This window comes from Streptomyces sp. SAS_270 (genome assembly GCF_052543295.1).
This window is the reverse complement of sequence record NZ_JBMNDS010000002.1, coordinates 115557-130747: the sequence shown is the minus strand read 5'-3', so window position 1 is coordinate 130747 and position 15191 is coordinate 115557. Positions and strand designations below refer to the sequence as shown.

At 70.8% G+C, this 15191-nt stretch carries 9 protein-coding genes, 2 tRNA genes and 1 pseudogene; 3 read left to right on the top strand and 9 right to left on the bottom strand.

What is annotated here, in order from left to right; genetic code table 11:
* Window positions 1-15 precede the first annotated feature (15 nt).
* A pseudogene (locus ACN6LB_RS02005) lies at window positions 16-1299 on the top strand (tyrosine-type recombinase/integrase).
* An 80-nt stretch (window positions 1300-1379) separates the two neighbouring features.
* Here the strand turns inward: ACN6LB_RS02005 and ACN6LB_RS02000 are convergent.
* Window positions 1380-1452 (bottom strand) — tRNA-Arg (locus ACN6LB_RS02000).
* 215 nt (window positions 1453-1667) lie between these two features.
* Window positions 1668-1758: transfer RNA gene (locus ACN6LB_RS01995), tRNA-Ser, on the bottom strand.
* A 167-nt stretch (window positions 1759-1925) separates the two neighbouring features.
* Here ACN6LB_RS01995 and ACN6LB_RS01990 point away from each other — a divergent pair.
* Both ACN6LB_RS01990 and ACN6LB_RS01985 read left to right on the top strand, forming a co-directional pair.
* Window positions 1926-2480 carry an SSI family serine proteinase inhibitor gene (locus tag ACN6LB_RS01990; protein ID WP_445024267.1) on the top strand — a complete coding sequence of 185 codons (555 nt, stop codon included), beginning with the start codon at window positions 1926-1928 and terminating at the stop codon, window positions 2478-2480.
* Between the two features lie 355 nt (window positions 2481-2835).
* Window positions 2836-7197, top strand: coding sequence for a PAS domain-containing protein (locus ACN6LB_RS01985; RefSeq protein ID WP_445024266.1), 4362 nt, complete (start codon window positions 2836-2838; stop codon window positions 7195-7197).
* A 75-nt stretch (window positions 7198-7272) separates the two neighbouring features.
* Here the strand turns inward: ACN6LB_RS01985 and ACN6LB_RS01980 are convergent, their stop codons facing one another.
* The 7 genes from ACN6LB_RS01980 to ACN6LB_RS01950 form a co-directional block, all read right to left on the bottom strand.
* Window positions 7273-8949: a long-chain fatty acid--CoA ligase gene (locus tag ACN6LB_RS01980; protein ID WP_445024265.1), complete on the bottom strand. Its 1677-nt coding sequence runs from the start codon at window positions 8947-8949 to the stop codon at window positions 7273-7275.
* 163 nt (window positions 8950-9112) lie between these two features.
* Window positions 9113-9685, bottom strand: coding sequence for a SigE family RNA polymerase sigma factor (locus tag ACN6LB_RS01975; protein WP_356132230.1), 573 nt, complete (start codon window positions 9683-9685; stop codon window positions 9113-9115).
* A 202-nt stretch (window positions 9686-9887) separates the two neighbouring features.
* Window positions 9888-11054, bottom strand: coding sequence for a lipid-transfer protein (locus tag ACN6LB_RS01970; RefSeq protein WP_445024264.1), 1167 nt, complete (start codon window positions 11052-11054; stop codon window positions 9888-9890).
* Complete coding sequence (locus ACN6LB_RS01965) at window positions 11051-11512, bottom strand: MaoC family dehydratase (protein ID WP_445024263.1); 462 nt, start codon at window positions 11510-11512, stop codon at window positions 11051-11053. Before ACN6LB_RS01965 ends, ACN6LB_RS01970 begins: the two co-directional genes overlap by 4 nt.
* Window positions 11509-12612, bottom strand: coding sequence for an acyl-CoA dehydrogenase family protein (locus tag ACN6LB_RS01960; protein WP_445024262.1), 1104 nt, complete (start codon window positions 12610-12612; stop codon window positions 11509-11511). Before ACN6LB_RS01960 ends, ACN6LB_RS01965 begins: the two co-directional genes overlap by 4 nt.
* A 1-nt stretch (window position 12613) precedes the next feature.
* Entirely contained in the window at window positions 12614-13738 is a 1125-nt protein-coding gene (locus ACN6LB_RS01955; protein ID WP_445024261.1) for an OB-fold domain-containing protein, read from the bottom strand.
* Entirely contained in the window at window positions 13735-14973 is a 1239-nt protein-coding gene (locus ACN6LB_RS01950; protein ID WP_445024260.1) for an acyl-CoA dehydrogenase family protein, read from the bottom strand. Before ACN6LB_RS01950 ends, ACN6LB_RS01955 begins: the two co-directional genes overlap by 4 nt.
* Window positions 14974-15191: the final 218 nt, after the last annotated feature.

Sequence of the window (15191 nt, the reverse complement as noted above, 5' to 3'; positions counted from 1 at the left end):
CGAGGAGCCCGACTGATGGCCAAGCGTCGCGCCAACGGCGAAGGAACGATCACCAAGCGTGCAGACGGCCGCTACCAGGCCGCCGCCTACGTCTACCGCCCCGACGGGACCAGAACCCGCAAGTTCGTCTACGGCAAGACCCGGGAGGAAGTGGCCGACAAACTCACGGAGTTGCAGGAGAAGACCAGGCAAGGCATCCCCGCCGCGTCGTCCACGATGGCGTTCGGTGACTTCCTGACCTACTGGCTGGCCGCCATCGCACCGGAACGGCTCAAGCCCGCGACGCTGAACAGCTATGAGGGTTTGACCCGCCTGTACATCCGGCCGGCACTCGGCACAAAGAAGCTGAATCGGCTGTCCCCGGCAGACATCCGCCGGTTCCTCACGGAGTTCAAGGCTGCCTGCCTGTGCTGCCTGCGCGGCGCGGACAAGGAGCGGCCCGAGGAGAAGCGCTCTTGCTGCGCCGTCGGTCGCTGCTGCAAGCGCAGGCCTTCGGCACGCACCGTCCAGTACATCCACGCCGTGCTCCGGTCCGCCCTACAGCAGGCGATACGAGAGGAACTGATCGCTCGAAACGTCGCGCGGATCGTCGAAACGCCCACCGTCACGCGCAAGGAAGTGCGTCCGCTGAACGCCGCCGAAGCCCGCCTGTTGCTCAAGACCGCCCGGCCCCACCGCCTCTACGCCCTGTGGCTGCTGCTTGTGTCGACCGGCCTGCGCCGGGGTGAGGCTCTCGCGCTCACCTGGTCGGACATCGACCTCGCGAACGGCCAGCTCCGTGTCCGCCGGAACGTGCAGCGCATCCGGCGAGAGCTGATCTTCGGCACTCCCAAGACCACACGATCTATGCGCACGATCCCCCTCCCGAAGCACTGCGTACGGGCGCTCACGCAGCATCGTGAGCAGCAAGAGCGGGAACGTCTGGTCGCGGGCGAGAAGTAGCAACCCACATCAGGTCAGCCGGACGGCCTGATCTTCACCACGGTGACCGGTGGCGTCACAGACCCCCGGGGCTTGAACCGGATGCTGACCATCTTGTGCAGGGACGCGCACGTGCACCGCGTTCGGGTGCACGACCTCCGGCACACCTGCGCCTCGGTCCTGCTCGCCCAAGGTGTCGACGCTCGCACGATCATGGAGACGCTGGGGCACAGCACGATCACGATGACGCTGGACACCTACGCGCACGTGATGGACACGACGCTGAGGGCAGCCGCTGAGCGGATGGACGACGCGCTCAACCTCGATGAGCCCGACGAGGAATCGGAGGGCGAGGCGAAGCCGGACAACGAGGGCTGAGCACCGTTTCCGACCGCGTTGATGTCACCCGCTGATGTCAAAGGCCCCGTCCGGCGAACCGGCGGGGCCTCTCACCTGTGTGCACTCGGCAGGATTCGAACCTGCAACCTTCTGATCCGTAGTCAGATGCTCTATCCGTTAAGCTACGAGTGCTTGTTTTGTTTTTGTCTTGCTTGTCTCGGTCCCGGTTCTTTCGACCCGCTCGCGGCGACAGGAAGAACATTACATGACTGCCGCCGCCATGTGAAATCCGTTTGCCGCACCCCTTGTGAGCTGCGAAAACGAGCCCTGGGAGGGTCTTGGCGGGCGAGGGGTCCCGTACGCGCCGAAGCCCCGGTCCAGGGGGACCGGGGCTTCGGATCTTGGTGCGGAGGCGGAGGGATTTGAACCCTCGATGGGATTGAAGTCCCAAACCGCATTAGCAGTGCGGCGCCATAGACCGGACTAGGCGACGCCTCCAGCACAACCCCCCGCGCGAGCGCGAGTGGTGCGTGCAGATGATGACACAGCCGAGCGGCCTGTCACCAATCGCCTCCCACGGTACTAGGCGGGCGGGCCGCAGAGCAAAGCCCATTCCGTCGGGCGCGGGCGCGCAACCGCGAGAAGCGTGTGGCGTTAGTCAGGTCATGTTGCCTCGTCACGCGATGCCGCGCCCCGCCCTCTCCCGCTTCCCCCGTCTCCCCGGTCTCCTCCTCGCCGCCGGAGCCGCCACCGCCGCGTCCCTCGCCGCGCTGGCCGCCGTACCGGCCACCGCGTACGCCGAGCCGCTCCCGCTGAACCTGCCGTCCCTGATGCCTCCGCCTCCCCCTGGCGAGGACACCGGCGGTCTCGGTGAGCACGGGGCCCCCGGACGTGGCGCGGACCACCTGACCGTGACCGTGCACGACGCGGGCGCGGGCGCGGACGGCACGTACGAGGTGCTGTGCCATCCCGGCGCAGGCAGTCACCCCGACCCGGGAGCGGCCTGCAGCACGCTCGACCGGAGAACCACCTGGGGCAAGGACCCCTTCGCGCCCGTGGCGGAGGGGACGATGTGCACGATGCAGTACGGCGGACCGGCCACCGCGCATGTGACGGGGACCTGGGCCGGCCGCCCGGTCGACGCCAGGTTCGACCGTGGCAACGGATGCGAGATCGGTCGGTGGAACGCTCTCGTGCCTCTGCTCCCCGACATTCGCTGACCTTCTTCCCCTCCATGAGGACCCCGAGGGGAGTCGAGGGGAGTCGAGGGGAGTCAAGGAAAGCTGAGGAGAGTCCGCGTGGAGGCCGAGTGGAGTCCCAGGAGAACTCGAAGGGAGTCACCTCGGGAGTCCCGTACGGAGTCACCTGGGGGTTTCTTCCGGGGGTTTCCTCAGGTGGGATGCGCGGGCACAGGTTCTTCGTGTCTTCTGCGTGTCATCTGCGTGCGACCTCCCTCTCATCCGGGGCCGCCGACGCAACCTCTGCCCGTAGACTCCCTCGCGTGACACGCTGCGGGCCGGTTGGCAAGATGGCATCCGCGGTCGGCAAGGTGCGGTAACAGGGAGGAAGCGTCTCGTGAGCAGCAGGCCATCCCGAGGCGCTGCTCGCCTCGCAGCCATACTGGACGCGCTGCCCGATGCGTTGGTGCTGGTCAACGCCAATGGGACCGTCGTCAACGCGAACACCATCGCCCTGGAGGCCTTCGAGGCCCCGGGGACGGCTCTGGTGGGGCGCGGACTGCTCGATCTGCTGCCCGAGTTCGACTCGCGGCTCATCCCCGGCTCCATGCGGCGCCCCGAGACGATCGACCAGAGCGGGCGGACCAAGCCGACCCGGATGATCGCGCGGCGGACCGACGGCGTCGAGTTCCCCGTCGAGGTCACCAGCGCCAATCTGGAGAACGGCCAGCAGGCCTACGACAGCTACGGCCCCACCCCTGACGAGCTGCTCATGCTCGTCGTACGCGACCTGTCGGGCACCGTCGACACCGAGGCCGAACTCGCGCGCTCGCAGCGGCAGACCGAGATGATCCTGCGCGCGGCGGCCGAGGGCGTCGTGGGCACGGACACTGAAGGCCGGGTCGTCCTCGTCAATCCCGCCGCCGCGCAGATACTGGGCTACCGGGCCAGCGACCTCGGCGGCCAGGACCTCCACTCGCTCATCCTGCACTCGCGGTCCGACGGCGAACCCTTCTCGTACGAGGAGTCGCCGCTCGCCGACACCCTGCGCTCCGGGCGCAAGCACCGGGTGCGCGGGCAGGTGTTGTGGTCCAAGTCCGGAGCGACGGTGGCGGTCGATCTGACCACGGCGCCGGTGCGCGACGGGGACCAGCTCGTCGGCGCGGTCATGACGTTCACCGACCGGCGGCCGTACGACACCCTCGCCGAGGAGAAGGACGCCGAGGCCAAGCGGCACACGGAGGAACTCACCCGGGTCGCCGCCGAGCACGAGGAGCAGCTCAAGGAGCTCCGCGAGCGGCACGCGGCCGAGCTCGCCGAGCTGCGCGAGCAGCACGAGGAGGAACTCGCGGCGGGCGACGAGCGGTACGCGGCGCTCGGCGAGCGCGAGAAGGACCGCTACGAAGCACTGACCGCCCGGCACGACCAGCTGCTCGCCGTGCTCGGCCAGTCCCTGCGCGGCCCGCTCGACCAGCTGCGCGGCGAACTGTCGAAGCTCGCCGCAGACGACGCCGGACAGCTGTGGCCCGAGGCCAACCAGGTGCTCCACCACCTCGCCGCCGGCTACTCCCGCATCACCACGCTCGTCGACAACGTCCTGGGCTACCAGCTCCTCGACTCCGGCGACGTCGACGTCGTCCGTACGGCGGTGATGCTCGACGCGGTCGTCGCTGCCGGTGTCGACGGAGCCGTGGAACTGATCGGGCCCGGGCGGGTCCAGTTCGCCGTGCACGCGCCGCCCATAGAGGCCGAGGTCGACCCCGCGCTGCTCGCGAGGGCGCTCGCGCACCTCATCGCCGATGTCGCCGGTGTCGATGCGACGGGCAACGCGCCCGTCTCGGCGGGCGGTTACATGGACAACACGGTCGTGGTCGCCGCCGCACAGCGCGGTGAGGTCGTACGGATCGAGGTGCGCGGGCCGTACGCCGGGGGAGACCCGGTGCACGAGCCGATCGTGCGCGGGATCGTGCGGGCCCACGGCGGTGTGCTGCAGACGCACGAGGTGCCGGGGATGAGCGGCAGCGCGTTCGTGCTCGAAGTGCCGCTCGGCGGCGGCGCCGGGGCCATGACTCCGCCGCAGGCGCCCGTCGCGTTGTCCGAGGCGACCGGCGCGGGAGACGGCGCGGTGGCTACCGGTGCCGAGATCGCCGTTCCCGAGCAGGCCTCGCACCAGGGGGGCGGGCGGCGGCGTGCGCGGCGGTCCTCCGTGGACGCGTTCCTGGAGAGCGAGGTCGGCTCCGCCGCTCCTGCGCCCGGTGACGCGGCTGTCGAGACCGGTGCCGCCGCACCCACGGGGCGTCGTCGGCGGCGGGCTGCGAACGCGGCCGCGACCGGCGAAGTGTCGGTTCCGGCACAGGCGTCGGGGATCGAAGACGCCGAGGACACCGAGGACGGCGACGCCTCGGGCGGGGCCGGTCCTTCCGGTGGTTCCGGTGGTTCCGGTCCGTCCGGTGGTTTCGGGGGGCCCGGCGGTGCCGGGGGTCCTGGTTCCGGTGGTCATGGGCGTCGGCGTGGGCAGCCCAACCCTGCCGAGATCGCTGCCACTGCCGCTGCCATTGCTGTCGTCGACGGTGTGAGCGAGGGCGCGGTCGTGACCGCGGCCGAGTCTGCCGCGGGGACCGCCGCCGTGGGTACGGGGCTGGGCGGGACAGTTCCTCCGCAGGGGGTGCCCGCCCCCTCCGGGCGACGCGCGCGCCGCGACACCGAGCAGCACGCCCTGCCGCCCGCGCTGCCCGCGGCGCCGGTTTCGAGCCCCGGGGCCCAGGGTGGGGCGGAGGTAGCCGTTGCAGGCGGCGGAACGGAGCCCACCGGGCGGCGTCGACGTGCGCTGGCCGCAGCGGCGGAGCGTGCCGCCACACAGGAGGCGGGCGCCCGCACGGTGTTCGCGCTCCCGCCGGCCGACGCGGACCGCTCACCCGAGTACGTCCAGGCCCAGGCGCTCGCCCAGGCACAGGCGCAGGCCCAGAGCCAGCGGCAGGAGCAGGCCTCGGCTCAGGCTTCCGACCACGACCCGTCCGGTCACGGTCACGGTCACGGTCACGTCCAGAGCTACGGCCAGGTCGACGACGGCCGTCACGACGCGATGCTGCACGACCCCGCCGACGACCACACTCCGCCCCAGTCGCATCCCGTTCCCACACCGACAGGACGCCGCCGCGCCCACCAGGCTCCGGTTCAGCCCGCTATGACGGGAACCCCGCCGCAGGGGATCCCGTCGCAAGGAATCCCTTCGCAGGGAATCCCGACAGCAGGCGCTCCGGGTGCAGCCGTTCCGGTGGCAGGCGTTCCCGCTCAGGGAACCCCGGCGGGCGGGACCGCCATGCCCTGGCCGCACCCGGTCGCCGAGGACACGTCCGGCACCGGCGTCGCCCCGCAGGCTGCGGCTCCCGTACCGCCCACGGCACCCGTACCGCCCGCGGCACCTGCGCAGCCGGCCACCCCGGCCTCCGGCACTCCGCTCCCGCCCGAGAGCGCCGCGCCTGCGCGGACCGCCCAACCGCTGCCCGCCGAGGCCGCCGCCCCGGTCGACCCCAACTCGACCCAGGGGCGCGCGATCAGTGTGCGGACGCTCGGCCAGGGCGTACCGTTCGGCCGCCAGTCCGCGTCACCCCAACTCCCCTCCCCACAGCCGCAACCGCAACCGCAGCCGTCAGCGCCGGCGCCGGCGCAGGGCCAGGCTCCGAGACAGGCGCAGCCGCAGACTCCGGCGCAGCCGGTCTCCACGTCCGCGACCCCCACGCCTCCCCCGCACCAGACCAACGGCTCCGGTCGCCGCCGCAAGCTCGGCACGCCCCCCGAGCCCGCCGTCGAGCGCCCCGAGACGGCGCCCCGCCCGCATCCGCAGGCCGGGCAGCCTGCCGGCGCTTCCGCGGCCGCGCCCCAGCCGCTGCTGGCCGGACCCACCGACGGCGCCGGACGGTCGTACGCCATAGGAGCACCGGACGAGAACGCCGACGAGGGGCCCGAGCCGCTCGACGGGCCCGGCGGTGCCGTCGAGGTCGCCGACCGGCCGCTGCCCCAGCCGATGGACGACGAGCTGCCCCCGGAGCCGCTGGACAACCCGAGGCGGCTGCTCGTGTGGCCGGCGCCTGATGTCACCACCCAGCAGGCGCTGAGCGACCGCGGCTACCGGCCCGTCATCGTGCATTCGCGCGAGGAAGTCGACGCGCAGATCGCCGCGTTCCCGGCCGCGCTGTTCGTGGACCCGCTGACCGGTCCGATCACGCGTACGGCGCTCCAGTCGCTGCGTCAGGCCGCGGTCGCCGCCGAGGTGCCCGTGCTCGTGACGGCAGGACTCGGTCAGGCGACGCGCGAGGCGGCGTACGGCGCCGATCCCGCTGTACTCCTGAAGGCCCTGGCTCCTCGGGACTCCGAGCAGCATCCGCCGCGCGTCCTGCTCATCGAGGAACACGCGGAGATCGCGCTTGCGCTCACCTCGACGCTGGAGCGGCGCGGTATGCAGGTCGCGCGGGCCGCTTCGGATGCGGACGCGGTCACGCTGGCCGCGCAGATGCGGCCGAACCTGGTGGTGATGGACCTGATGCAGGTACGCCGTCGCCGTGCCGGAATCGTCGACTGGCTGCGCGCGAACGGGCAGTTGAACCGCACCCCGCTCGTCGTCTACACCGCCGCCGTCGACCAGGCCGAACTCCCGCGGCTCGCCTCGGGGGAGACCGTCCTCTTCCTCGCGGAACGCTCCACGAGCAACGAGGTGCAGGAGCGGATCGTGGACCTCCTGGCGAGGATCGGCACGAACTGACGCCGCTGATACGACGGTTGGGGCACTGTTTCACGTGAAACAGTGCCCCAACCTTCGTACTGGCCCAAAGGCCTCTCAGATCTGCGTGACGTCCAGCTCGCCCTCGGCATACCGCCTGCGCAGCACCTTCTTGTCGAACTTGCCGACGCTCGTCTTCGGCACCGCCTCGATGATCGTCCAGCGCTCGGGCAGCTGCCACTTGGCGATGCCGCCCTCGCTAGCGAGGAAGCCGCGCAGGGACTCGAAGTCGGCGGTGGAGCCTTCCCTCAACACAACGGTGGCGAGCGGGCGTTCGCCCCACTTGTCGTCGGGAACGGCCACGACGGCCGCCTCGGTGACGTCGGGGTGGGACATGAGGGCGTTCTCCAGGTCGACTGAGGAGATCCACTCACCACCCGACTTGATGACGTCCTTGGCACGGTCGGTGAGGGTCAGGAAGCCGTAGGCGCTGATGGTGCCGACGTCGCCGGTCTTGAGCCAGCCGTCCTCGCTGAACTTGTCGGCGGGGCGCAGCGGTTCGGCGTCCGGGCCGTTGTAGTACGCGCCCGCGATCCAGGGGCCGCGCACCTCCAGCTCGCCCGCGGACTCGCCGTCCCAGGGGATCCGTTCGCCGCCGGGGCCGGAGAGACGGGCCTCGACGCCGGCCGGGAAGCGGCCCTGTGTGAGGCGGAACGCCAACTCCTCGTCCGTACCGACCGCGTGGGCCGGCGGACGCGCCACCGTGCCGAGCGGGGAGGTCTCCGTCATGCCCCAGGCGTGACAGACGCGCATGCCCAGCTCGTCGAAGGCCTCCATGAGGGACGGCGGGCAGGCCGAGCCGCCGATGGTGACCTGCGTGAGGGAGGCGACGTCACGCGGCTTGGCGTGCAGTTCGGCGAGCAGGCCCTGCCAGATGGTGGGGACGGCGGCAGCGTGCGTCGGGCGCTCGCTCTCGATCATCTCGGCGAGCGGGGCGGGCTGCAGGAAGCGGTCCGGCATCAGGAGGTTGACGCCCGTCATGAACGTGGCGTGCGGCAGACCCCAGGCGTTGACGTGGAACTGGGGGACCACTACGAGCGAGGTGTCCTGGTCGGTCAGGCCCATCGACTGCGTCATGTTGACCTGCATGGAGTGCAGGTAGATGGAGCGGTGGGAGTAGACGACGCCCTTGGGGTCGCCGGTGGTGCCGGAGGTGTAACACATGGACGCGGCGGTGCGCTCGTCCAGCTCCGGCCAGTCGTACGTCGTCGGTTTGCCAGCGATCAGCTCGTCGTACTCGTGCACCTGCGCGCTCGCCGCAGCGAGCGGCGACCGGTCGCCGGGGCCCGAGACGACGATGTGCTCGACCGTCGGCAGCTGGGGGAGGAGCGGCGCGAGCAACGGAATCAGCGAACCGTTGACGATGATCACGCGGTCGGCTGCATGGTTCACGATGAAGACGAGCTGCTCTGCGGGCAGACGCAGGTTGAGCGTGTGCAGCACCGCACCCATGGAGGGGATCGCGAAGTAGGCCTCGACGTGCTCGGCGTTGTTCCACATCAGGGTTGCGGCGCGGTCGGCGTCACGGATGCCGAGGTCGTCGCGCAGGGCGTGGGCGAGCTGAGCCGCCCGGGTACCGATCGCGGCATACGAGCGCCGCTGCGGGGCGCCCTCACCGGTCCAGGTGATCACCTGCGAAGTGCCGTGGACGGTCGACCCGTGGGTCAGGATCCTCGAGACCAGCAGCGGTACGTCCTGCATCGTGCTCAGCACGGCGTCCTCCCGGGGCGACATTGCCTACGCGGTAGTAAGGGTTGCGCTGATTCTGCTCACATACCGCGCGGTATGTCACTAGTTCCGGGCGATCGATCACGTCACGTGTTGGCTTCGTAACGCCTCTACCAGCAGTAACACCGGCAACAGGCAGCGATCCCGGAGGCTGCGGGTGCCGCGGCTCCTAGCGGACCGGGCTCAGCTCGGGGTCCTCGCGCAGCTTGCCGAGTGCTCGCGACACCGCGGACTTGACCGTGCCGACGGAGACGCCGAGCACTTCGGCCGTCTGTACCTCGCTCAGGTCCTCGTAGTACCGCAGCACCACCATCGCCCGCTGCCGCGCGGGCAGTTTCATGATCGCGCGCCACATCGCATCGTGCAGCGCCTGCTGCTCGGCGGGGTCGCCGGCGGGCAGCCCCTCGGGCTCCGGCAGCTCCTCGCACGCGAACTCGTCGACCTTGCGCTTGCGCCACTGCGACGTCCGCGTGTTCAGCAGGGCCCGCCGGACATAGCCGTCGAGCGCCCGGTGGTCCTCGATCCGGTCCCAGGCAACATAGGTCTTGGTGAGCGCCGTCTGCAGCAGGTCCTCCGCGTCGCACGGGTTCGCGGTCAGCGACCTGGCGGTACGCAGCAGCACCGGCTGCCGTGCCTTCACGTACGACGCGAACGACGGGTACGCCGGGTGAGACGCCATCGCATGGGTCCCCGCCCTTCGTGTGGCGGCGTTCGAAGCGCTGGTGCAGACGGGTGTGGTCATGGCTCCACGCTAGAAGTGACCCCCGTTCCTGCGGATCGGCCGCAGGTCCCGAAGCGGTGTCCGCCTCAGGTTGTACGAGGGGGGCTGACCCCACCTCCTGAAGGTGGATGAGCAGCCCCGGCCCTCTGAGGGTTCACCCCTGAGAGACGACTTCCGCCGCAGTACCCCGGTCCCCTGTCCGCACGCCCCTGGCATGCACCACTCAGCCGTCCGCCCCCAGGACCAGCCCTGAGGTGGGGACCCCGGTCCCGGCGGTGACCAGGGTGCGGTGGGCTCCCGGTATCTGGTTCACCGACGTGCCACGCAGTTGCCGTACCGCCTCCGCGATCCCGTTCATCCCGTGCAGATAGGCCTCCCCGAGCTGTCCGCCGTGGGTGTTGAGCGGCAGCCGCTCCTCGGCGACGAAGTCCGCGGCCTCCCCCGGCTTGCAGAACCCGAACTCCTCCAGCTGCATCAGCACGAACGGCGTGAAGTGGTCGTAGAGGATCGCCACGTCGATGTCCGCCGGGGTCAGCCCGGCTGTCCGCCACAGTTGGCGGGCCACCACACCCATCTCCGGGAGCCCGGTCAGGTCGTCCCGGTAGTAGCTCGTCATCTGCTCCTGGGCGCGGCCCGCACCCTGCGCGGCCGCGGCGATCACCGCGGGCGGACGCGGCAGCTCTCGGGCCCGCTCCACGGACGTCACGACCAGCGCCTGCCCGCCGTCGGTCTCCTGGCAGCAGTCCAGCAGCCGCAACGGCTCGACGATCCACCGCGAGGCGGCGTGCTCGGCGAGCGTGATCGGTCTGCCGTGGAAGTACGCCGCGGGGTTCGTCGCCGCGTACTTCCGGTCCACCACGGCGACGTGCCCGAACGCCTCGGGCGTCAGACCGTATGTGTGCAGATACCGCTGGGCCGCCATCGCCACCCAGGACGCGGGTGTCAGCAGCCCGAACGGCAGCGACCAGCCGAGCGCCGCGCCCTCGGCCGACGGCTCGCGCTGCTGCATCCCGGAGCCGAACCTGCGTCCCGACCGCTCGTTGAACGCCCGATAGCAGACCACCACCTCGGCCACCCCGCTCGCCACCGCAAGCGCCGCCTGCTGCACGGTCGCGCAGGCCGCCCCGCCGCCGTAGTGGACCCGCGAGAAGAAGGACAGCTCCCCGATTCCGGCCGCCTGGGCGACGGTGATCTCCGGGCTGGTGTCCATCGTGAATGTCACCATGCCGTCCACATCGGCCGGCGTCAGCCCGGCGTCGTCGAGCGCGGCCCGCACCGCCTCCACGGCGAGCCGCAGCTCACTGCGCCCCGAGTCCTTGGAGAACTCGGTGGCCCCGATCCCGACGATCGCCGCACGCCCGCCGAGGCTGTCCCGCGTCCGTACGCTCACAGCCCGCCTCCCGAAGCGCCGGGGGTCGCACCCGCACCCGGGTCGGAGGCGCGCACCGCGCCCGCACCCGGATGGGCCTCAGGGACAGTGACCGTCACCGTGCCCGTGACATGTCTGCCGATGCCGTTCGCTCCGACCACCCTGACCGTCGCCGTGTCGCCCTTGACCTCCTCGACCGTGCCCTTCAACACCATCGTGTCTCCCGGATAGTTGGGCGCCCCGAGCCGGATGGCCACCTTCCGCAGTACGGCGGCCGACCCGAAGTGATCGGTGATGTACCGCCCGACCAGGCCGTTCGTGGTCAGGATGTTCATGAAGATGTCCGGTGCTCCCTTCTGACGTGCCAGCTCCGCGTCGTGGTGCACGTCCTGGTAGTCGCGGGACGCGATCGCCCCGGCGACGATCAGCGTGCGTGTGATCTCGATCTCCAGCGGCGGCAGCTCCTCACCGGCCCTCATGCCTCTCCCTCCCCATGCGCGATCAACTCCCCCAGTTCCTGGAGCACTTCGCTCCCACATCCCAGATACGCGTCCAGTTGCCGCCCCCACAGGAAGTGCCGGTGCACGGGGTGCTCCAGGTCGGCCCCCGTCCCACCGTGCAGATGCTGGCCCGCGTGCACGACGCGCTGCCCCGCCTCGGACGCCCACCAGGCAGCGGTCAGCGCGTGCGTGGCGTACGGCAGCCCCTCGTCGCGCCTCCAGGCCGCCTCGTACGCCGTCACCCGTATCGCCTCGGTGTCCATGTACGCGTCGGCTGCCCGGAGTTGAACGCCCTGCTTGGCCGCCAGAGGACGCCCGAACTGCTCGCGCGTGTTGGTGTGCTCCACCGCTCTCGCCAGCGATCCCGCGCACACCCCGGCCTGCAGCCCCGCGAAGGCGGTCCGGGCGGTGGCCAGCACGTCGTCGTAGACCGCGGACGGCCCGCTGCCACGGAGGCTCGCCCGGCCGGCCCGCTCGGCGGATGCCCCGTCGAGCCGCTCGGTTGACGCCCCGCCAAGCGGCTCGGCCGAGGTCCCGTCGAGCTTCAGCCGCCCCGCCGACCAGGGCGCCGTCGTCTCGACCGGTTCGCACGCCGCGTCGGCGGCTCCGACCAGCCACAACCTCTTCCGCTCATCGGCCACGAGGACGTGCGTGGCGTCCCGCAACCAGGGCACCACCGCAGCCGTACCGGTCAACTCGCTCTCCCCGTGCGCCCGTACGCCCCCGTGGTCGGGCAACGCCCCGCTCACCACGACCGTCCCGTCCCCGATCCCAGGCAGCAGCCGCTCCCGCTGCTCCGGCGAACCATGGGCCGACACGGCCAGCAACCCGTACACACAACTCACCGCGAACGGCACTTGCGCCGTGGTGCGCCCCTGCTCCTCCAGGAGGAGCACCAGTCCGAGGAGTCCCGTCTCCTCCACGGCCGTCACGAGCCCGGCCGCACAGAGCGCCTTCCACAGCTCGGCGTCGCTCCCGGTTCCTGCGGCGGCGAGCCGTTCGTGCGTGGAGAGGTCGCCGAAGATCCGCGCGGCCAGCTCACGGGCGGCCGCCTGCTCCTCCGTGGGCGTGAAGTCCATGTCAGCCTCCGTCCCCCTCCACGGCGTGGAAGACCGGAAGCTCCAACTCCTCGTCGTACCGACGGAATTCGAGCCGCACCGACATCCCGATCCGCACCTTGTCGTACGGCACACCCACCACGTTGCTCACGATCCGCACACTCTCGGCCAGCTCGACCAGGACGACCGCGTAGGGGCCGCCCGGCGAGTCAGCGGCATGGTCAGGCGCGGTGAAGTCCGACGCGGTGAAGGCGGGGAAGGGCGGATGGTGCATGACGACGTACGAGTACACTGTGCCGTCCCCGCTCGCCTCGACCGTGTCCCACTCCAGGCAGCCACATGCCTGGCACCCCGGCAGCCAGGGAAACCGCAGCGTGCCGCAGCCGTCGCACCGCTGGATCAGCAACTGGTGCCGCCCCACGCCCTCCCAGAACCCGGCGTTGTCCCGGTTGACCACCGGTCGGGGCCGCCGGCTCTTGAGGTCCTTCCGATCTTCGGTTGCTCTCCGGCCTTCGGCTTCTCTCCGATCTTCGGTTCCTCTTCGGCCCTCGGTTTCTCTCCGATCTTCGGTTCCTCTTCGGCCCTCGGTTTCTCTCCGGCCCTCGGTTTCTCTCCGGCCCTCGGTTTCTCTCCGGCCTTGGGGTACTTCCCGGCCTCGGGGTTCTCGCCGAGCCGGCTCGTACTTGAGGATCCGGAAGCGGTGGGTGCCCGCGAGCACGCCGTCGGCCCGGACGTCCATGCGCGTCGTGACGAAGTGCCCCGTCCCCAGTTTCGTCCTCTTGCGCTCGGAGACCGACTCGATGACCGCGTCGAAGGTGATCTCGTCGCCGGGCCGCAGCGGTCGCAGATACTCCTGCTCGCAGTCGGTGGCGACCACCGAGGTGTACCCGGCGGCGTCAAGGAGCCCGAGCAACTCCTCGTAGGCGTCCGTGCGGCTCCCGTGCCCCGCGAGCCCGCCCATCGTCCATGCCTGGAGCATGGTGGGCGGCGCTATGGCGTCCGGCCCCTCGTACGCCGGACTGGTGTCACCCATCGCCTCGCACCAGTGCCGGATCATCGGCTCGTTGACCGGGTCCTTGCCCACGCCCCCGACGGCGGCGGCCCGCCCTTCGAACGCCTTCAGCCGTACGACGAACCCGTCGTTCACCGCCGCCCCCTCGTCATCCCGAGCCGCATCGTCGCCACGATCTCCCGCTGCACCTCGCTCACCCCGCCCCCGAACGTGTTGATCTGCGCCGCCCTGTTCATCCGCTCCAGCTCGCCGTCCCCGAACACCCCCGGTGAACCGGAGCGGATCAATCCCGCCTCTCCGACAATTTCCCGACACATGCGATACGTCGCGACAGCCGATTCCGTTCCCGCGAATTTCACGCCGCTCGCGTCGCCGGGAGCCAGTCGGCCGGCGCCCACGTCTCCCACCAAACGCCAGCTGAGCAGGCGTGATGCCGCCAGCCGGGCATGCACCTCGGCCAGTCGGAACCGCACCCAAGGCTCATCGATCCGACGTCGGCCATTCACCGGATCGGGTGATCGCGACTCCTCCAGGGCTGACGCGTAGAACTCCTCGGCCTGCATGCCGATCGCGGCGAGAGCGACCCGTTCGTGGTTGAGCTGGTTGGTGATGAGCCCCCAGCCGCCGTTCTCCTCGCCGACGAGGTTCGAGGCCGGGACGCGGATCCCGTCGTAGTACGTCGCCGTCGTCGTCAGCCCGCCGACCGTCTCGATCGGTGTCCACGAGAAGCCGGGTGCGTCGGTGGGCACGAGGAGGATCGAGATGCCCCGGTGTTTGGGCGCGTCGGGGGCGGTGCGGCAGGCGAGCCAGATCCAGTCGGCGTTCTGGGCGTTGGAGGTGAAGATCTTCTGCCCGTCGATCAGCCAGTCCGCGCCGACCCGGGCGCCTTCGACCTGGCCGCCCTCGCCCCGGCCGCCCGTCACCCGGCCGCCGCCCTCCGCCCCTTCTCCGTCCCGCACGGCGCGTGTGCGCAGGGAGGCGAGGTCGGTGCCGGCCGAGGGCTCCGAGTACCCGATCGCGAAGACGAGGTCGCCGCTCAGGATGCGCGGCAGAAAGAAGTCCTTCTGTTCCTCGCTCCCGTACTTCATGAGCGTCGGCCCCACGGTGTTCAGCGTGACCATGGACACCGGCGCCCCGGCCCGGTACGCCTCGTCGAAGAAGACGAACTGCTCGTCCGTACCACGCCCTTGACCGCCGTACGCAACGGGCCAGCCGAGTCCGAGCAGCCCGTCGGCGCCGATCCGGCGCAGCAACGCGCGGCGGCGCCCGGAGTCGTCCGCGGCCGGGGGCCCGTCGGGCATCAACTCCCGGAAGTACGTACGAAGCTCGGCGCGCAGCCGCTGCTGGCGTTCGGTGGGGGCGAGGTACACGGCGGCGGCCCTCCCGGACCTCGTACCGACAAAGGTTCCTGACTGTCCGAGGTTTCTGACTGTCCGTCAGATTCTGTTGCCTGTCAAGGTCGGCGAACGGCCGCGCAGTCCACGCCCCGGACATGAGAAAACGCCTGCGCGACGGCACCGAAGTACCGCCGCGCAGGCGCGTCACACCCCCCGGAGAACCTCCCGGAGTACCCCCCGCACGGGAGCGT